At 58.0% G+C, this 17,884-nt stretch carries 17 protein-coding genes; 2 read left to right on the top strand and 15 right to left on the bottom strand.

Translation table 11 applies throughout. From position 1 onward, the window contains the following. Positions 1 to 22: 22 nt before the first annotated feature. The 9 genes from recO to rpoZ all read right to left on the bottom strand — a co-directional run bounded on the left by recO (position 23) and on the right by rpoZ (position 7,964). Positions 23 to 799, bottom strand: coding sequence for a DNA repair protein RecO (recO, locus tag ABJZ52_RS21950; RefSeq protein WP_348186991.1), 777 nt, complete (start codon positions 797 to 799; stop codon positions 23 to 25). A 68-nt stretch (positions 800 to 867) separates the two neighbouring features. Then, positions 868 to 1,767, bottom strand: coding sequence for a GTPase Era (gene era / locus ABJZ52_RS21945; RefSeq protein WP_348187174.1), 900 nt, complete (start codon positions 1,765 to 1,767; stop codon positions 868 to 870). A 122-nt stretch (positions 1,768 to 1,889) separates the two neighbouring features. Next, a complete protein-coding gene (rnc, locus tag ABJZ52_RS21940; protein WP_348186990.1) occupies positions 1,890 to 2,597 on the bottom strand; it encodes a ribonuclease III in 708 nt (235 codons plus the stop codon). Between the two features lie 30 nt (positions 2,598 to 2,627). Beyond that, positions 2,628 to 3,371, bottom strand: a complete 744-nt coding sequence (lepB, locus tag ABJZ52_RS21935; RefSeq protein WP_348186989.1) for a signal peptidase I — start codon at positions 3,369 to 3,371, stop codon at positions 2,628 to 2,630. A gap of 124 nt (positions 3,372 to 3,495) precedes the next feature. Further along, positions 3,496 to 3,921 (bottom strand): holo-ACP synthase, encoded by a 426-nt coding sequence (gene acpS / locus ABJZ52_RS21930; protein ID WP_348186988.1) that lies wholly within the window; start codon positions 3,919 to 3,921, stop codon positions 3,496 to 3,498. Between the two features lie 36 nt (positions 3,922 to 3,957). Further along, positions 3,958 to 4,548: a DUF2062 domain-containing protein gene (locus ABJZ52_RS21925; protein WP_348186987.1), complete on the bottom strand. Its 591-nt coding sequence runs from the start codon at positions 4,546 to 4,548 to the stop codon at positions 3,958 to 3,960. A gap of 49 nt (positions 4,549 to 4,597) precedes the next feature. Then, the gene (gene pyrE / locus ABJZ52_RS21920; protein ID WP_348186986.1) at positions 4,598 to 5,179 is read right to left on the bottom strand and encodes an orotate phosphoribosyltransferase; all 582 of its coding nucleotides are present in this window, start codon (positions 5,177 to 5,179) and stop codon (positions 4,598 to 4,600) included. 31 nt (positions 5,180 to 5,210) lie between these two features. Continuing rightward, the gene (locus ABJZ52_RS21915; RefSeq protein WP_348186985.1) at positions 5,211 to 7,457 is read right to left on the bottom strand and encodes a bifunctional (p)ppGpp synthetase/guanosine-3',5'-bis(diphosphate) 3'-pyrophosphohydrolase; all 2,247 of its coding nucleotides are present in this window, start codon (positions 7,455 to 7,457) and stop codon (positions 5,211 to 5,213) included. A 105-nt stretch (positions 7,458 to 7,562) separates the two neighbouring features. After that, a complete protein-coding gene (gene rpoZ / locus ABJZ52_RS21910) occupies positions 7,563 to 7,964 on the bottom strand; it encodes a DNA-directed RNA polymerase subunit omega (RefSeq protein ID WP_348186983.1) in 402 nt (133 codons plus the stop codon). Positions 7,965 to 8,339: 375 nt separating this feature from the next. Between rpoZ and ABJZ52_RS21905 the strand changes: the two genes are divergently transcribed. Together ABJZ52_RS21905 and ABJZ52_RS21900 are read left to right on the top strand one after the other, a co-directional pair. Continuing rightward, the gene (locus tag ABJZ52_RS21905) at positions 8,340 to 8,930 is read left to right on the top strand and encodes an NYN domain-containing protein (protein WP_192107376.1); all 591 of its coding nucleotides are present in this window, start codon (positions 8,340 to 8,342) and stop codon (positions 8,928 to 8,930) included. Positions 8,931 to 8,941: 11 nt separating this feature from the next. Next, a complete protein-coding gene (locus tag ABJZ52_RS21900; protein ID WP_348186981.1) occupies positions 8,942 to 9,595 on the top strand; it encodes a uracil-DNA glycosylase in 654 nt (217 codons plus the stop codon). Positions 9,596 to 9,638: 43 nt separating this feature from the next. Here the strand turns inward: ABJZ52_RS21900 and ABJZ52_RS21895 are convergent, their stop codons facing one another. The 6 genes from ABJZ52_RS21895 to ABJZ52_RS21870 form a co-directional block, all read right to left on the bottom strand. Beyond that, a complete protein-coding gene (locus ABJZ52_RS21895) occupies positions 9,639 to 10,391 on the bottom strand; it encodes an arginyltransferase (RefSeq protein WP_348186979.1) in 753 nt (250 codons plus the stop codon). A 28-nt stretch (positions 10,392 to 10,419) separates the two neighbouring features. Continuing rightward, positions 10,420 to 12,252: an SLC13 family permease gene (locus tag ABJZ52_RS21890; protein WP_348186977.1), complete on the bottom strand. Its 1,833-nt coding sequence runs from the start codon at positions 12,250 to 12,252 to the stop codon at positions 10,420 to 10,422. Between the two features lie 126 nt (positions 12,253 to 12,378). Then, on the bottom strand, positions 12,379 to 12,867 hold the full coding sequence (locus ABJZ52_RS21885; RefSeq protein ID WP_348186975.1) for an RDD family protein: 489 nt from the start codon (positions 12,865 to 12,867) through the stop codon (positions 12,379 to 12,381). 76 nt (positions 12,868 to 12,943) lie between these two features. Further along, positions 12,944 to 14,197, bottom strand: coding sequence for a threonine ammonia-lyase (locus ABJZ52_RS21880; RefSeq protein ID WP_348186973.1), 1,254 nt, complete (start codon positions 14,195 to 14,197; stop codon positions 12,944 to 12,946). Further along, positions 14,194 to 15,231: a porphobilinogen synthase gene (gene hemB / locus ABJZ52_RS21875; protein WP_348186971.1), complete on the bottom strand. Its 1,038-nt coding sequence runs from the start codon at positions 15,229 to 15,231 to the stop codon at positions 14,194 to 14,196. Before hemB ends, ABJZ52_RS21880 begins: the two co-directional genes overlap by 4 nt. Positions 15,232 to 15,396: 165 nt before the next feature. Beyond that, the gene (locus ABJZ52_RS21870) at positions 15,397 to 17,586 is read right to left on the bottom strand and encodes an EAL domain-containing protein (RefSeq protein ID WP_348186969.1); all 2,190 of its coding nucleotides are present in this window, start codon (positions 17,584 to 17,586) and stop codon (positions 15,397 to 15,399) included. Positions 17,587 to 17,884: the final 298 nt, after the last annotated feature.

The following is a 17,884-nucleotide window of genomic DNA, read 5'->3' as shown; positions in this document are numbered from 1 at the left end:
CCTTGAGCCCCTTTTTGCATGACTAGTCAATGAAATTCCAAGGCTGGTTCTGGCGATATTGTTTTTCCAGCGCCGTGAGCAAGGGGGCTCGCAGGTCGATCGGTGGCTTGGTCGACGGATTATTTTGCGATGCCTGCCGGACACGTTCAAGAAAGAAGGATGTCAGCCGAAACCCTTCGGCAATGTCCGTGAAACTGATTTCACTGCCCTGCTGGCGTTGCCCTTCAACCAGAAAGGCGGGCAGAGGCAAAAGCTTGTCATGATAGGGGCGGCCTGCATCTCGGCTGACAGCTCGAGAGGATTTGGGCGAGACATAGGCCAAATCGTCCTGTCGTCCGGTCGCCGCGCAGGAGGTGAGGTCGAGGCCGAAGCCGAGCTCGTTGAGGAGTTCGAGTTCAAACCGGACAAGAAGCGGGCCGGCGATCTCTGGACGATCCAGGTGGTCCAGAACCAGCTCGAGCGCGTCATATAAATTAGGGTGCGCGTCGCGCTCTGGAAAAAGCCGAACCAGTGTCGCCAGGTGCTGAACCGCGTTGAGCCCGAGTGATGAGCCCATCAATGACGCTGCGCGTGGCTGCACGAGTTCGGCGGAAAAAGTTCCCAGATGCGCAGGAAGGCGGGCACGCCAGGTCAATTGAACTGAGTTGCCCGGCTGCAGGACCGGTTGATGCTTTCTCGAACGACCGCCGCGCACAAGCCCGAGGTGCCGGCCGCGCTCCTGGGTGATTACCTCAAGGATGACGTCGACTTCGCCATGTTTGCGTGCGCCCAGCACGATGCCGGTTCCGGTCCATTCCATGATGTAACCTTAGCCGAGGACAAGCATTGGCGCCTCATAAACACGCAACTTTCGTGCGAGGCTCGGTGCTATTTGGGAAACTCCAGCCCCATCTCGCGATAGCGTTCCGGGTCGTCGGCCCAATTCTCGCGCACCTTGACGAAAAGAAACAGGTGCGCAGGCGCTTCGATAATTTCAGAGATCTCGTGACGCGCCGCCTGCGAAATTTGTTTGATCGTCTGGCCCCGATGACCAAGGACGATGCTTTTCTGGCTGTCACGCTCTACGTAGATGGTCTGCTCGATCCGGGCTGAACCATTCTTTTTGGTTTCCCACTTCTCGGTTTCGACGGTCGAAATGTAGGGCAGTTCCTGATGCAGCCGTTCGAATAGCTTTTCGCGTGTGATCTCGGCTGCGAGAATGCGAAGCGGCAGGTCGGAAGGCTGGTCTTCCGGGTAAAGCCAGGGCCCTTCGGGGACCTGATTGGCGAAATAGTCCAGAACGGTTTCTGCACCGTCACCATTCAGGGCCGACACCATGAAGGTCTCATCGAAGCGGATGATGTCATTGGCCGCCTGGGCGACCTTGAGCAGCTTCTCACGTTTCGCGACATCGATCTTGTTGAGGATCAGCACCTTCGGCGTCTTGATGCCTTCAAGGCGTTTCATGATCGCCTCGACCTCTTCGTCGATGCCTTTGCGAGCATCAATGAGAAGGGCGATGGCATCCGCATCACGCGCGCCGCCCCACGCCGTATCGACCATGGCGCGGTCAAGACGCCGCTTGGGTTGAAAGATGCCTGGCGTGTCGACCAGCACAAGCTGCGACTTGCCGTGCATGGCGACACCGCGCACGATGGCCCGAGTCGTTTGCACCTTGTGCGTTACGATCGAAACCTTTGTTCCGACAAGCTGATTAATCAGCGTCGACTTGCCGGCATTCGGCGCGCCGATCAGGGCAATGAACCCCGCTCGCGTGTCGTCGGGCATGGGCGCGACGTCCGGATCGGGGAGGGGAATGTCGAATCTGGGCGCCTTTTGCGGCAGATCGTCGTCATGACCTTCGTCGAAGTCGCCGTTACTGTTGTCGTTGTTCTGGTTCAAGACCAATCCTATTCGTTCCAGACGCCTTCCCGGCGCAAAACGGCTTCCGCCGCACTTTGTTCTGCAATTCGCTTCGACCCGCCCTTGCCGCTGCCCTGGGCAAGTCCCTGGACCGTTACTCCGACGATAAATCGCGGCGCATGGTCCGGACCGTCGCGGCTGATGACGTCATAGCGCGGGGTAGGCAGCCCTCGCGACTGGGCCCATTCCTGAAGCGTGGTCTTCGCATCGCGCAAGGGACCGCTCCAGGTTAGCATACGAGGCTCCCAAAGACGCTGGATGAAACGTTCAGCCGCTTCGAACCCGCCGTCGAGATAGATGGCCGCGATCACGGCTTCGCAGATATCGGCCAGAAGAGCGGCCTTTTTGCGTCCACCTGTCTGGGCTTCGCTGTGACCGATCCGCATGGCTTCGCCAATGCGCAGTTCGGCAGCTATTTCGGCGCAAGTTTCGCGCTTGACCATATGGTTGAAGCGTCGTGCCAGCTCACCTTCATCGGCATCTGGAAAATGCTCGTTGAGCATCGTCGCGACAGCGAGCCCGAGGACGCGGTCACCTAGAAATTCCAGACGCTGATAGCTGCCCGCTACACTTTCAGACGGATCGAGCGCGCTTGCGTGGGTGAGTGCAACCGTCAAAAGCTTGTCGTCCGCAAAGACATGGCCCAGGCGCTTTTTCAGCTCGATCATGGCTTTGCCGGTATCATCGCGCGGCATGGCGGTGTCCTTGGCGTTTGTTTTTTCGCGTCAGAGCGTCTTGAAAATTCGGTCCCAACGCACGGTCCATGGCCATTTCCACACCATCCAGGCCGGTTCGCCATCCTTCACGGAGAAGAACAGGATTTCGGCGCGTCCGACAAGGTTTTCGAACGGCACATAACCAACCGCTGACAACACCCGACTGTCGGTGGAGTTGTCCCGGTTGTCGCCCATCATGAAATAGTGGCCTTCGGGCACTTCATGGACCCGGGTATTGTCCAACGTGCCACGGCTGGTAAGATCAAGCGTGTCATAGGTTACACCGTTGGGCAGAGTTTCGCGGTACCGCGCCACGCGCTGGACGCCGAAGCCAGTATCTTCGATGTAGTCGTCGATCTGTTCGCGTTCCACAGGCTGGTCGTTGATGTGGACGACACCGTCAATCACCTGAACCCGGTCTCCGGGCAGGCCGATGACGCGCTTGATGTAGTCAGTGGAGTTGTCTTTCGGCAATTTGAAGACCACCACATCGCCGCGCTCGGGCTCCGACCCCATGATCCTGCCCGAAAACGGCCCGAGACCAAGGGGGAACGAATAGCGCGAATAACCGTAGCTGAACTTGGAGACAAAGAGATAGTCGCCGATCAGCAAGGTATCCTTCATCGAACCGGAAGGAATGTTAAATGGCTGGAACAAAAAGGTCCGCACGATCAGGGCCAGTAACAGCGCCTGTACGATGATCTTGACCGTTTCGTAGAGACCGCCGTCCTTGTCCGTCTTGGTGTCCGTCACGCTTTTGTCGTCCCTTGGCTGAAGCTTGCCGGCAGAACCGCCGCAAACTGAAGTGGCTTGAACATTGCCCCGCGAAACTCTTATCTGCTTGCAACGGCAGTGGCAATGCGCTGCGGCATCGTGGTCAGTCCGGGTTCGGCGCCTCAGGCCAGTCGGCCGGCCATGCGGTGATCACGACAAAGGCCTGCGCCAGCGGAAAATCATCCGTGATTGTCAGGTCCACACGTGCAATGAAACTTTCGGGTGTCATCGCGACCAGGCGCTCAGCCGCACCGCCTGTCAATGCGACCGTTGGCTTGCCCGAGGGGAGATTGACCACCCCCATTTCGCGCCAGGCAATACCCATTCTCAGCCCGGTTCCGAGCGCCTTTGAACAGGCTTCCTTGGCTGCAAACCGTTTGGCGTAGGACGCAGCACGTTCGGCACGCCTGTCGGATTTGGCCCGCTCAACGTCGGTAAAGACCCGGTTTGTAAAGCGTTCACCGAAGCGGCTCAGCGTCTTCTCGATCCGCCGAATGTCTATCAGGTCGCTACCAATGCCGAGGATCATGGGGCGGTTCCGTTTCTCTTGAAGAAAAGTGCGTGCCTATTCGCCAATGTCGCTGTTCATGTCGTCAGAGAGCAATCCGCGTTTGCGCGCCAGGGAATGCCGACGGCGCGTCTGATAGACCTCGACACTCTTGAAGACGATGAAATAGCTGATCGTTCCTACAATCAGTCCAAGTGGTATCGCGCCGGCCAGCATGGGCTTGAGCATTGGCAAAAGCATATCCACCGATTTGGTCAAAAGGCGGGCCTGAAATTGCTCGTGAATTTCCACATGTCCTGGAGCTGGCGCTTTGCCTCTCAAGATCCAGCCGCCGAGCTTGAACGTTGAGGCCCAGATCAACGGGAAAGTCAGCGGATTGCCAACAGAAGTGCCGAGAGCTGCTGCGATCAGGTTCCCGCGAAGAACGTATGCAAGTGCGAAAGACAAGAGAAAGTGAAAGCCGATCAGCGGAGTGAAGGAGGCAAAAGCACCCGCCGCAAAGCCGATGGCGATGGCATGCGGCGTGGCTGTCAACCTGAGAACCCGTTTGCCGTAATAGCGCGTCGAGCGAACCCAGCTGTGACGAGGCCAGACGGCAACCCGCAGGCGTTCGATTCTCGTGGGAATTTTTCGACGTCGGAACAGCATCTGGTCTGCGGCTACTTTCTCGTCAGTGTAAAGTTGCTCGCTCCGCCCGTCAGGCGAGGCCGCGGCTTCCCGGTTTCACAGGCGGGATTGCCGCAAGTTCGGGCGGCAGCTTGTCGGCCTCGTAGGCTGGAACCTTGTAGTCCGCCAGGGCGATGATTGGGACACCCGCATCGGCTTCGCCTGCAGATCTGTCTATCAGGCAGGCAACAGCGAGCACATTCGCGCCAAGGTCTTTAAGTGATGTAACTGTTTCCCGGCTGGAAAGGCCTGTTGAAACGATATCCTCAACCACAATCACGCGCGCGCCCTTGGGCAGCTCGAATCGGCGAAGCCGGAATTCACCGCCCTCGCGCTCGACCCACATGGCCGGGACGCCCATGTGGCGGGCTGTTTCATAGCCCGGAATGATCCCGCCCATTGCCGGAGAAATAATATAGTCGATCTGGCCGAGATCGGAGGTCTTGATCTTCTCGGCCAATGCCTTGCAGAGGATCTCCGTTCGATCCGGATACATGAAAACGCGTGCCTTTTGCAGAAAGGTCGGGCTGCGAAGACCGGATGACAGGATGAAATGGCCTTCCATGATGGCACCAGCTTCCCGAAACTGTTGCAGAACTTCGTCGCGCGTCATGATTGTGGCTGCTCCTCTCCGGTTGCCTGCCTCAGCCGTTCACCCGCGTAACGCCGGAGACTGTGGCCCTTGACCGGAGCTGGTTGATGATCCGGTTCAGGTGTTTCAGATCCCATACCTCGAGATCAATGATCATCTGGTGAAAGTCTGGTGCTTTGCGCACCATTTTCACATTATCGATATTCCCGCTGTTTTCGCCAATCGTTTGCGCGATGGATGCAAGTGAACCCGGTTCGTTGACGGCCGAAATCGAAAGCCTTGCGGGGAAACGTTCGGGATTGTCTACATCGATATCCCACCGAACGTCGACCCAACGTTCGCTCTGATCATCAAATTCTTTCAGCGCAGGCGATTGTATCGGATAGATCGTGAGCCCTTCGGATGCTGTCAAGATGCCGACAATGCGGTCGCCTGGCACTGCGCCGCCATTTGGTGCGAAGCTGACCGGAATGTCGCCCGAAAGCCCACGGATCGGCAGGGCAGGCCCATAGGGGTCATTGTTCTTGGCTACGTGATCCTTGACGGCGTCGTCTAGCTCATTGGCGGGAATGCGGAATTTGAGACCCGCTCCCTTTTCCAGGCCGAACCAGCCTTCTTCCGGCATGGGGCTGGCCTGGGCAGCCCTGTCGTCCTGATAATCGGGATGGGCGGACTTGAGGACCAGGTGAGCGCTGACATCGCCGCGGCCGACAGCTGCCAGCAGGTCTGCGGTGCTGGCCTGGTTGAGCTCGGTAAGTGCCGTTTCGAGAAGCTCTTCGGAATAGCTTTTGTCGGCGCGCGCGAAAGCGCGTTTCAGAATATGTTCGCCCAATGCACCGTATTGTGTGCGAACGGATTCCCGAGTGGCCCGGCGGATTGCCGCGCGTGCCTTGCCGGTGATCGCAATAGCTTCCCAGGCGGGGGGAGGGGTCTGTGCCTTTGAGCGGATGATCTCGACTTCGTCGCCATTGCGCAGCTCGGTCACCAACGGCATGATCTTGCCATTCAGCTTGCAGCCGACACAGGTGTTGCCGATGCCGGTATGGACGGCGTAGGCGAAATCGATCGGCGTGGCACCGCGGGGCAGGGCGATAAGACGACCTTTCGGAGTGAAGCAGAAAACCTGGTCGTGGAAGAGTTCAAGCTTGGTGTTTTCCAGGAACTCTTCCGGCGTATCCCCTTCGGCGAGCAAATCGATCGTGCGGCGCAGCCATTCGTAGGCGCGGCAGTCCTCGGTATGGCGAGCAATGTTGCGGCCGCCCGTCTCTCCATCCTTGTAGAGCGCATGGGCGGCGATGCCCAGTTCCGCCACGCGGTCCATCGTGATCGTCCGGATTTGCAGTTCGACACGTTGGCGCGATGGTCCGACAATGGTCGTATGGATTGAGCGATAATCGTTCTGTTTCGGCGTCGAGATATAGTCTTTGAAGCGACCTGGAACCGTTGGCCAGGTTGTGTGAATGACCCCGAGAACCCGATAGCAGGCCTCCAGTGTTCCGACCGTCACGCGAAAGCCGTAGATGTCTGAAAGCTGCTCAAAGCCGAGCGACTTCTGCTGCATCTTGCGGAAGATCGAATAAGGCCGCTTTTCACGGCCCTTGACCACCGCCGCCATGCCTCTTTCGGCGAGCCGCTCGGTCAGCGTCTGTTCGATCTCGAGGATCAGCTCGGCATTGTCTTCCCGTTGCTCGGCAAGCCGCTCGGAAATCGTCTCATAGGCATCCGGATTGAGCGTCTTGAAGGCGATGTCCTCAAGCTCTTCGCGCATGTCATGCATGCCCATGCGCCCAGCCAGCGGTGCATAGATTTCCATCGTCTCTTCGGCGATGCGTCCACGCTTGTGCTCGGGCATGTGGTAGAGCGTGCGCATGTTGTGCAGGCGGTCGGCCAACTTGACCAACAGAACCCGGACATCGTCAGCGATCGCGAGGAGCAGCTTGCGGAAGTTTTCGGCCTGCTTGGCCTTTCGCGAGACAAGATCAAGGCGCTTGATCTTGGTCAGACCGTCCACGAGCTTGCCGATTTCCTCGCCGAACAGCGTATCGATTTCCGTCCGCGTTGCGTCGGTATCCTCGATGGTGTCATGCAGGAGAGCGACGGCAATGGTCGCGTCATCCAGATGCAAATCGGTCAGGATCGCGGCAACTTCGAGCGGATGGGAAAAATAGGGGTCGCCAGAGGCACGCGTTTGCGGGCCATGCTTCTGCATCGCGTAAACATAGGCCTTGTTCAAAAGACCTTCGTCCGCGTCGGGATTGTATCGGGTAACCCGTTCTACGAGTTCATATTGGCGCATCATGGCCGAAACCGACTCACATGATAGCCGGGGAAACACATGGAGCGGAGCCGCTCCGTTTTAACAGGTGGCCGAAGTCGGCCACCTGGAGTGTCGCAATCAATGCGATCAAATATCGTCCGAACGTTCCGGCGGAACAAGACCTTCGAGACCGCGTAGCAGGTCTTCCTCGGACATGCGGTCGAATTCGACGGCGCTATCGTCCACGGCATTGACCTGTGTCGTCGGCTGAGGTGCGCTCGATGGCACGAGCGGCACAGCTTCTGCTTCCGGCTCGTCGACTTCGACGTACTTCTGAAGGGAGTGAATCAAGTCTTCCTTCATGTCTTCCGGGCTTACGGTCTGCTCGGCAATCTCACGGAGGGCGACAACGGGGTTCTTGTCGTTGTCCCGATCCAGCGTCAGCGGCGAACCGCTCGAGATCATGCGAGCGCGATGAGCGGCCAGAAGCACAAGCTCAAAACGATTCTCGACCTTGTCGATGCAGTCCTCGACGGTCACGCGCGCCATACGACGTCTCCATAGTTTGGGGATCCTGATTGACCAGCGTATACTGTTCAGGCTTTGCGAAAGCAACCCCCGAGAAAGGTCGCAGGCGCTTGATATCCATTTTGCTGGCGAAAACCTTGCAGAACCCTTTCTTGCAGGCTCTTTAATGATTGCTTGAGCAGATGTAGATAGTGTAGGGCAAAGACATCGGTCAGCAACAAAAATAAGTTTGCGACCGGACGGGTAAAGAAAAAGCAAGGCTAGAGGGTCGTCAACAGGCTCAGCCGGAACTATATGCAGCGTGATAGTGGGTCACGAGGCGCAGAAGCATGCGCCTTTCTGATCGCTGCTCCGGGAGGCTCTACAACAATAAGACCAAGAAAGGTTCCCTCGATAATGTTTGATGCACGAGAAAAAGTTGCTTTATTTATTGATGGTGCAAACCTGTATTCGACTGCGAAAGCGATCGGGTTTGATATTGATTACAAGCGGCTTTTAAGAGAATTTCAGGGGCAGGCATATTTGCTGCGCGCCTATTATTACACCGCGCTTATCGAAGATCAGGAATATTCTTCGATCCGTCCGCTGATCGATTGGCTTGATTATAATGGCTACAAGGTCATCACCAAGCCCGTGAAGGAATTTGTCGATTCTTCCGGCCGCCGGAAGGTCAAGGGCAACATGGACATTGAACTGGCTGTTGATGCGATGCAGATCGTCGAAACGGTTGATCACGTGGTCCTGTTCTCCGGCGACGGTGACTTCCGCTATCTTGTTGAGGCACTTCAGCGCCGCGGCCGCAAGGTCAGTGTTGTGTCGACCCTCAAGACGCAGCCGCCGATGATTGCCGATGATCTGCGCCGCCAGGCTGATCACTTCATCGACCTGTCGACACTTGCCAACAAGATTGGCCGCGATCCGTCCGAACGCCCTGTCCGTCCTGCACCCGTCGCGGATGACATCGACGATGAAGATGACGACTACTGAGATCTGATGTGATGTTGGGGACGGTGCCCACCGATCCGCCGCTTGATTGCGGCCTTTGCTCGCGACTGGTCGCCTTTCGCGAGGAGATGAACGCGCAGCACCCTGATTGGTTCAACGCACCCGTCCCCTCTTTCACGTCGCCAGATCCGCGTCTTCTGATCGTGGGCCTGGCGCCGGGCATGCGCGGTGCGAATTGCACCGGCCGGCCCTTCACCGGCGATTACGCCGGTGATCTTCTCTATGAGACGATGCTCGATTTCGGCTTCGCGACCGGTCAATACGAGGCCCGGCAGGATGACGGCCTTCGGCTGCGCGATGCGATGATTACCAACGCGGTGCGCTGCCTGCCTCCGCAGAACAAGCCGACGGGCGCGGAGATCAAGGCCTGCCGTCCGTTTCTCCTGTCTACTCTTGATGACAATCCCAGCATTCGCGCAGTCCTTGCCCTGGGCCGTATTGCGCATGAGACCTTCCTGTCCGCGATGGAACTGCGCCGGGCAAGCTTTGCTTTCGGCCACGGTGCACGCCATGAGCTGGGTGTTCGCAATCTGGTGATGTTCGACAGCTATCACTGCTCGCGCTACAACACGAATACCGGCCGACTGACGACCGAAATGTTCCGGTCCGTTTTTTCAGACATTCGAGAATTCCTGCCTGAAGCCTAGAAACTGCCGCTTCGCGCGATGTGACACGGCGCGGTCACTGGTTTTATTCGCCGGTTGAAAGCGCCCAACCTTCAGGACCCAGGTGTTCCTGTGGTTGAAAACGCGCCTTGTAGGCCATCTTGGGCGATCCCTCGACCCAGTACCCCAGATAGACATAGGGCAGGCCCAAGCGCCGGGCTCGCTGTATGTGGTCAAGTATCATGTAGGTTCCGAGGCCTACGCCGGTCACTTCCGGATCGTAGAAGGAATAGACCATCGAAAGGCCATCAGCGAGCTGATCGGTCAGGGCGACACCCAGAAGCGGTCCCTCGCCAACGCCGGTGATAAAGCTGTCCGGGCCGGTTTTGCGGTATTCCAGGACCATGGTCTCGACATGCGTGTCTTCCACCATCATCGCATAGTCCAGGACGCTCATCTCCGTCATGCCGCCATCTTCGTGGCGCTCGGTCAGATAGGAGCGGAACAGGTCATATTGCTCGGCCGAGGGGGCAGGCGGCAGCCGTGCGCCGACAACATCCTTGCCCAGCTTCCATTGGCGCTTGAGGGATTTGGTCCATTCGAAGTCGTCAACGCGAACGCGCACAGAGATACAGGCGCGGCAATTTTCGCAAGCTGGCCGGTAGGCGATATTCTGGCTGCGCCGGAAACCGCCGTGGGTAAGGACGTCATTGAGTGAAGGGGCGTGCTGTCCGATCAGGTGCGTGAACACCTTCCGTTCCTGTTTCCCGTCCAGATAGGGGCAGGGCGCCGGAGCGGTCAGGTAAAACTGAGGATGGTCCGTCGGGTGGCGCGTCACGTGTCCTCGTTACTCTCCCAAGGGCGGCCTAAAGCTCGTAATACCATGGCGCGACCAGTGAGAAGGTCAGCCACAAGAGGATCGCCAGAGGCGTGCCGGCCCTCAGAAAGTCCGAGAAACGATAGTGGCCCGGACCCATGACGATCAGGTTTGTCTGGTATCCGATCGGCGTGGCAAAGGAACAGTTTGCCGCAAAGATCAGACAGACAATAAATGCTTCCGGCGATTGTCCTGTTTGATTGGCAATATCAACGGCGATCGGCGTAAACAGTACTGCAGCCGCATTGTTTGACAGGAAATTGGTCAAAATCATGACAATCAGAAATAGGGCGGAGAGCATCACGGACGGGGAGCTCCCCTCGAGCAACGCGACCAGGCCGGTTGCGATGAAGCTGGCTCCACCCGTTGCCTGAAGCGCAACGGCACCGGCGAGCGAGGCTCCGACCAGCATGAAGATCCGGCTGTCGATGGCCCGCATCGCTTGCCGGATGTTCAAACACCCCGACGCGACCATGGCAAATGTGCCAGCGGTTGCGGCTGCGACTATCGGCACAAGGCCGAAAGCGGCCAGAGCGACGACAACGCCGAAAATGGCCAGGGCGCGTGGGGCATAGACACGGCGTGGGACCTCCGCGGTCGACCAGTCGAGCAGGAGGACGTCACGGTTGCCACGGAGCCGCGCGATCTGCTCTGCACTCGCGGCGACCAGAAGAACATCGCCGGCTTCCAGTCGCATGTCGTTCATGGCCATTCGCGGCATGCGGCTCCGGCGCTGGATACCCATGACCACACAGCCGGTTTCCGCGTGGAAACCGGACTGGAGCAAAGTACGCCCCATCAACCGTGATGCAGGAGCGATGACCACTTCGGACAAGGTCATGGATCCTGGTGGTGTGCCTGCGGCTTCGCTATTGTCTGTCTGGCCTGTGGTTTCCGTGTCAAGCAGGGGCTGACGCCTTGAAAGGGCATTAGCAAGGGCTGTCCTGGTCGCGGCAACAATCACCGTGTCACCAGGTGAGAGAACCACATTCTCAAAGGGCGGCAGCAGGGGCTTCTCGCCGCGCTGGACCAGTCGGACAGTCATGTCCTTGAGCGCTGGAAACATGCCTGAAACGGACTCGACACCCACAAGCGGGTGTCCGTAGGTGATGTTGATCTGGGCGATGAACTGCTTGCCGGAGGCTCCCTGGATTTCGTCAGCCATTGTCTTGCGCGGCTTGAGCAGGCGCGGCATGAGGAACAGCACATAGATGGCGCCCGTGCCTGCCATGAGCAGGCCGATGGCAGTGAAGCTGAAAAAACTCAGCCTGATATCTGATGTCTGGGCCGCGAAATTGGCGACCAGAAGGTTCGTGGACGACCCGATCAATGTGGTCATGCCACCAAGAATCGCGATGAAGGAAAGCGGCATCAGAACACGGGAAGACGACTGTCCCATCGTCGCGGCAACCGCGCTCAGGATCGGCAGGAACATGACGACGACGGGTGTATTGTTCAAAAAGGCGCTCAGGACGGCCACTGCCAGCAGAACCGGCACGGTCGCCATATGCGACCGACCACGGCTCCAGCGCACAATTACCTTGGCGGGATATTCAAGCGCGTCGGTCTGAAACAGGCCCTGGCCAATGATCAAAAGACAGATCACCGTTATGAGCGCCGAGTTTGAAAAGCCGACGAGAAAATCAGCCGGAACGATCGGCGTTCCGTCCACCTCGACTGGAAAAATCGTAAAAATCGCCATGAAGGCGACAACCGACCCGAGCGCGATGACCTCTATGGCGTAGCGCTCGGTTGCATAAAGAACGACCGTGGACACCAGGACCAGAAAGGTCAGTGCCATGGGGAAATCAATTACCAGCATTCACCAGCCCGTTGCGATCCTGGCCGAAGCCCAAGGTCAGCAGCTTAGAGCATCGGTGACCGCAAGTGAAAGAACCAACTCGCTTGTTCACCAGCGAATGTGAAATCTCATACCCGTCGGAGCGGTTTAGCGGCGCAAAGCCTCGGAATTCATCACAAGTGTGCCCAGCACAATGTCATGCAGCAGCCGTTTGCGATCCGAGAACAGTGAAATCAGCAAGATCAGGGGTGTCAAAAGCGATATGGAAAACCAGAAAAGGATGACGTGGACGGCCGCCAGCAGCGGGTAGGGACGCGCGCCATACCACAGGCGCATCTCAAGCCCCATCGCGCGCATTCCCGGCGTTGCCGCATTTCGTCCGCCAAGTGTAAAGGCCGTGTAGGCGATAGGCAGGAGCGGGCTGAGCACTGCAAACAACAGCCAGCCAAGGCCAAGCGTGAAAATGCCAAGAAAGAAAACCAGCACAGCTGCGGGCAGGAACAGGATCGCAACGGCGATCGCATCGATCAGGAATGCAAAGATCCGGCGGGTTCGCACACCCTCGAACAATTCGGGCTGCACAAGCGGGTCAAAGGCATCGCGGCGTTCGTCGGCATTGGAAAAGTCGGCGGACATGTGCAGGTCTCCGTTTGTATTCAACCCTTGATCTGGGGGTGTTCCCGGCAAATTGCAAATCGGAGGCTGCTCTTCGTCAGTCCATCCGCTCGCCGATTTCAAGGTGACGGACCGTAAATCCACGCTGCCGAAGGGCAGTGACGATTTCCTCGCCATGAGGTCTGTCAAACGCCTCAAAGGTAACGTCAAGGGTTGCGCCCTTGGCCGGAACGTTCAGGAACAGCCGATGATGGGCAACGTCGACCACATTGCCCTGCATGTCTCCGATGGTGGTAGCGATCTCGCCCAGGACGCCGGGACGGTCCGGCGTGTCGATGCGAATGGAGACCAGCCGTCCATCGCGTGCCAGCTCCCTGACCACGATTTTTGACAAGAGACGAGGGTCAATGTTGCCACCGCACAGCACTAGGCCAACACGCTTGCCGGCAAAGCGATCAGGGTCAGTCAGCATTCCGGCAAGCCCGGCTGCACCGGCGCCTTCGGCAATGGTTCGCAGGAGCGTCAGGTAAGCGTTGATAGCCTGCTCGATCGTGCTTTCCTTGGCAAGGATGATCTCGTCGACTGTCTGTTTGACCACCTCGGTGGTCAGCAGACCGATATCGCGCACGGCAATACCTTCAGCGATTGTCGCGCCCTCGCACCGAACGTCCTTGCCGTGCATGGCGCCCCACATGCCTGGATAGAGGACGGTTTCCACGCCCACGACTTCAATGCCTGGCTTGATTGCCTTTGCCGCGACGGCCATGCCGGAGATCAGTCCACCGCCTCCGACCGGAATGACGAGCGTGTCGAGATCCGGCTGGGCTTCGAGCATTTCGAGGGCGATGGTGCCCTGACCGTGAATGACGTGGGCATCATCGTATGGATGTACCCAGACGAGATTCTTTTCATCGGCGAGCCTGTCTGCCTCGGCCTTGGCTTCCGCAAGCGTGTTGCCGATCAGAACCACCTCCGCGCCATAGTCGCGTGTCGCGGAGATTTTCACAAAAGGGGTAAGGGCCGGCATGACGATCGTCGCCGGTATGCCCAGTCTCCCGGCATGATAGGCAACCCCTTGGGCGTGGTTTCCGGCGGAAACTGCGATCACGCCACGTTTGCGCTCGGCCTCGCTCAGACTGGAAAGCTTGACCAGCGCCCCGCGTTCCTTGAAGGCGCCGGTGACCTGCATGTTCTCGTATTTCACATAGACATCGGCGCCGGTCAGTCGCGACAGGCGCGGAGCGGGCAGGCAGGGCGTCTTGAGGACCGCGCCGCTGATGAGATCAGCCGCCTTGCGGATGCCGTCGATCGTGACTTGCGCCGGATCGGAATGGGAAAAAGCATCACTCATGTGCGTTCAGTCAGCAGCTTTGCCACCCGCGGTGCGAAATAGGTGAGGATGCCGTCGGCACCTGCGCGTTTGAAAGCCATCAGGCTTTCTAGCATCGCACGCTCTCCATCGATCCAGCCGTTGGCGCTGGCTGCTTCGATCATCGCGAATTCACCTGATACCTGATAGGCATAGGTCGGCATCCGGAAGCTTTCCTTGAGGCGGCAGACGATGTCCAGATAAGGCAGTCCCGGTTTCACCATGATCATGTCCGCGCCCTCGGAGATGTCCAGTTCGGCTTCGCGGATTGCTTCATCCGTATTACCGCAATCCATCTGGTAGGTGCGCTTGTCGCCGATCAGGGTGGCGTTGGTTCCGATCGCATCCCGAAACGGGCCGTAGAAGGCAGACGCGTATTTGGCGGTATAGGCCATGATCTGGGTGTGCCGCAGGCCAGCGTTGTCGAGCGAACCGCGAATGGCCGCCACTCGGCCGTCCATCATGTCTGAAGGCCCGATGATGTCGGATCCTGCCTCGACCTGGTTCAGGGCCTGGCGGCAGAGCTGGTCAACCGTCTCGTCGTTGAGGATGGTTTCTCCGTCCAGAAGCCCGTCGTGCCCGTGGCTGGTGTAGGGGTCCAGTGCGACATCCGTCATCAGGCCGATGTTCAACCCGAGTTTCTTGATCTCCCGGCAAGCGCGGCAGACAAGGTTCTGCGGATTCAGGGCCTCGCTTCCATGCGTGTCGCGAAGCGCATCCTCCGTGTAGGGGAAGAGCGCGAGGACCGGAATGCCAAGACTCTCTGCTTTCACCGCGTCCTTGACGACCTCGTCTACAGACAGGCGCTCGACACCGGGCATGGAGGCCACTGGCTGACGCACACCCGTGCCCTCGACCACAAAGATCGGCCAGATGAGGTCATGAACCGTCAATACCGTTTCACGCACCAGCCGTCGGCTCCAGTCTGTGCCCCTGTTGCGGCGCATGCGGCGACCACCAAGGATCTCATCCATGGTTTCGGATGTGATCGACGGGCGGCGGGAAGACGAAGACATATGTGTGTTCCTAGCTGGACGAGTGCATGGCGAGAACGCTTGTTCCGCGCGACCTTACGACCTCAATGGCGCGAGGGGGCCATCGAAGTCAAGTGAGCCGGGCTCAAGCATTGCTGTTCGCCAGGCTTGCAGCCCGATGCAAGCGATGCAGAAATCGCTCGGGTCTCAGGCCGGTGCACTCTTGGTCGCCTTGGCGTCTTCCATGTAAAGCGACTGGGCAAAAGACGGAAATGCGAAAGCTGGCATCGGCTTGCTGAAGAAGTAGCCTTGAAAGACCGTGCAGCCGAGCGACATGAATCTCTCAAGCTGTTCCTCTTCCTCGATGCCTTCCACCATGACCGAGATGTTCATGGATACGCCAAGTTCCAGAATGCTCTTGACGATCAACTCGTTTGCTTTGTTCAGGGCAACATTCGTCAGCGACCGGTCGATCTTGATCGTGTCGAGAGGCAATTCCTTGAGATAGTGGATCGATGTGTGCCCCATGCCGAAGTCATCCAGGGCGATCCTGACGCCAGCGATCCGAAGCTCATGAAGCGTCAGCACAGCGCGTTTGTCCGGGAGCAAGGCGCTGGTTTCGGTGATCTCCAGTTCGACCTGCCGGGGTGTCAGGCCACTTTCCCGAATGATGCCGAGCGCCTTCTCGCAGAAGTCAGGGTTGCTGAGCTGGCGTGGCGAGACATTGACGGCGAGTGTGCATTCCTCTGCAAGCCAGTGGCTCCACTCGGCGCGTTTCGCGCAAGCTTGCCGCAGGATATGGAAGCCGAGCTCGTCCAGATGCCCGCTTTCTTCGGCCAATGCGATGATCAGGGGCGGCGCAATCCGGCCAAGAGACGGGTGCTCCCACCGCAGCAAGGCTTCCGTACCCGAAACCTCGCGGTTCTTGACATTGATTTGCGGCTGATACTCAAGAAACAGCTGCTCGGAGCTCTTCAGTGCTTCGTCGAGATCACGGGCCAATGTCGTGGCCAGTCGCCCTTCGGGGCCATGCATGTCCAGAAGGTGGGCGCCAGGAAATGGAGCGTTCTGAGCTTCAGATTGCTTTTGCAATGATTGCAGAAGCTTGAGCTGCCGCATCATTCCGGCTTGCTCCGATAGACGAACGAAGGGCATGTAGATCAAGGTTCCAATCACCAAACTGAAGACCTGCAGCAATGCGCCCGCGATGGAGCCTGTGACCAGGTAGCCACTGGCAAAGACCGGTGTCGTCCACGTGGCAAATTTGGTTATGCGGGGCACAAGTTCCAGGTCGATTGCAGTAAAGGCGGTGATGGCCTGGACCAAAGGTGTCGTGATCAGGGGGATGACATAGAGCGGATTGAGTACAAGAGGGATCCCGTACATCAACGGCTCGTTGACGTTGAACAGGGCCGGTACCAGGGCGATGAAAGCGAACTTTCGGCTCGTAGCCGTTCTTCCTGCGATCACCAACGCGAGAATGAGGCAAAGGGTGCTTCCTGAGCCGCCCATGCGGGTGAAGAAGTCAAAGAACTGCGCGGTCAGAATATAGGGCGGCGGCGTCCCCGCGCGCGCGGCCAGAGAGTTTGCCGCAGCGGCCTGGTCGAAAACGACTTCATGCACAGGGGAAAGGATGTTGGGTCCGTGAAGGCCGAAAAACCAAAGCACCTGGACGGAGAACTCATAGAGCAGCGAAAAGATCAACTGGTCGTCTGAGGTTGCCGGAATGGACGCCAGAAAGCTTGCGAACAAGGCCTCGAGTCCGGGTACAATGCTGATCATCAATAACATCTTGGCGATGCAGAAAATCACGATTGTCGCCATGGCGGCCGGCATCAGCAGAAACACATCGCCGATAAGTGGATCATGCCCGAAGGCGCCGACAGGCAGGCGAAGGGCGCGGATCTGCGACAGCCTGAACAGCAACCAACTCGCCAGGGCAGAGGTTGCCAGCGCGGTGAGAATGTTGTTGCGAACGGACAGGACTTCAACGAACCCAGCGTCACCGTCCGGTGCGACTATCACGAAAAAGCAGGCCACAACGACCATCGCCGTCAACGCAGAGTTTGCGCGCAATTGCCCCGGCTTGCGCGGTTGAAGGTTCGCCAGGGTGATCGAGAAGCCGATCAGTACCACCAGTGCCGCGATGCCAAAACTACTGTCGATCAGAGCATTGCAAAAGGTCGCGAAGTGAGGACTCTTGAGGAAACCGAATTGGGGAAACGGTGGGTTCCTCAGCAGCAGGGCGATGGCCCCGAGCATGATCAGGGGCAGCGACAGTGCCAAGCTTCTGTGAGCTGCGATAAAGTATGCATTCTGTTCAAAACGCCCAGAGAGGTCCAGAAACCCGGCTTTTAGCCGGGATATTGTCGCATCCGTGCGATTTGTATTTTTCATTTTTTGCTCCGCAACGAGGCGTCAGCGCGTATGCCAAATGGCGTGACGAAACTCCAACACAATTTGCGAGTGAAAGTTGTAAATAATAATATAAATCGTTGAAATTGACAGGGGCGGGAGGCTTTTGAGCGTTGCTGGAACTCTCCTGAATCCAAAGAGAGGTAATATGGCCAAGGTCTGCTGCAAACCGCCTCTTCCAGGTGTTGCGAGTTGAAGGGTATAAATAAAGATACTGATATATTTGGATTTTTTGATCTGTTTGACGTTTACGTCAAAACAGCTTAATCGCTTGTAGTAG

The organism is Roseibium sp. (assembly GCF_039982295.1).
Lineage (GTDB): Bacteria > Pseudomonadota > Alphaproteobacteria > Rhizobiales > Stappiaceae > Roseibium.
This window is presented reverse-complemented; position numbering and strand designations above follow the sequence as displayed.

Excerpts from the sequence above, each read along its gene's own strand:
- recO (WP_348186991.1), bottom strand. The coding sequence starts at position 799 with ATGGAATGGACCGGAACCGGCATCGTGCTGGGCGCACGCAAACATGGC.
- era (WP_348187174.1), bottom strand. The coding sequence starts at position 1,767 with ATGCCCGACGACACGCGAGCGGGGTTCATTGCCCTGATCGGCGCGCCG.
- rnc (WP_348186990.1), bottom strand. The coding sequence starts at position 2,597 with ATGCCGCGCGATGATACCGGCAAAGCCATGATCGAGCTGAAAAAGCGC.
- acpS (WP_348186988.1), bottom strand. The coding sequence starts at position 3,921 with ATGATCCTCGGCATTGGTAGCGACCTGATAGACATTCGGCGGATCGAG.
- ABJZ52_RS21925 (WP_348186987.1), bottom strand. The coding sequence starts at position 4,548 with ATGCTGTTCCGACGTCGAAAAATTCCCACGAGAATCGAACGCCTGCGG.
- pyrE (WP_348186986.1), bottom strand. The coding sequence starts at position 5,179 with ATGACGCGCGACGAAGTTCTGCAACAGTTTCGGGAAGCTGGTGCCATC.
- ABJZ52_RS21915 (WP_348186985.1), bottom strand. The coding sequence starts at position 7,457 with ATGATGCGCCAATATGAACTCGTAGAACGGGTTACCCGATACAATCCC.
- rpoZ (WP_348186983.1), bottom strand. The coding sequence starts at position 7,964 with ATGGCGCGCGTGACCGTCGAGGACTGCATCGACAAGGTCGAGAATCGT.
- ABJZ52_RS21905 (WP_192107376.1), top strand. The coding sequence starts at position 8,340 with ATGTTTGATGCACGAGAAAAAGTTGCTTTATTTATTGATGGTGCAAAC.
- ABJZ52_RS21900 (WP_348186981.1), top strand. The coding sequence starts at position 8,942 with ATGTTGGGGACGGTGCCCACCGATCCGCCGCTTGATTGCGGCCTTTGC.
- ABJZ52_RS21890 (WP_348186977.1), bottom strand. The coding sequence starts at position 12,252 with ATGCTGGTAATTGATTTCCCCATGGCACTGACCTTTCTGGTCCTGGTG.
- ABJZ52_RS21885 (WP_348186975.1), bottom strand. The coding sequence starts at position 12,867 with ATGTCCGCCGACTTTTCCAATGCCGACGAACGCCGCGATGCCTTTGAC.
- ABJZ52_RS21880 (WP_348186973.1), bottom strand. The coding sequence starts at position 14,197 with ATGAGTGATGCTTTTTCCCATTCCGATCCGGCGCAAGTCACGATCGAC.
- hemB (WP_348186971.1), bottom strand. The coding sequence starts at position 15,231 with ATGTCTTCGTCTTCCCGCCGCCCGTCGATCACATCCGAAACCATGGAT.
- ABJZ52_RS21870 (WP_348186969.1), bottom strand. The coding sequence starts at position 17,586 with ATGAAAAATACAAATCGCACGGATGCGACAATATCCCGGCTAAAAGCC.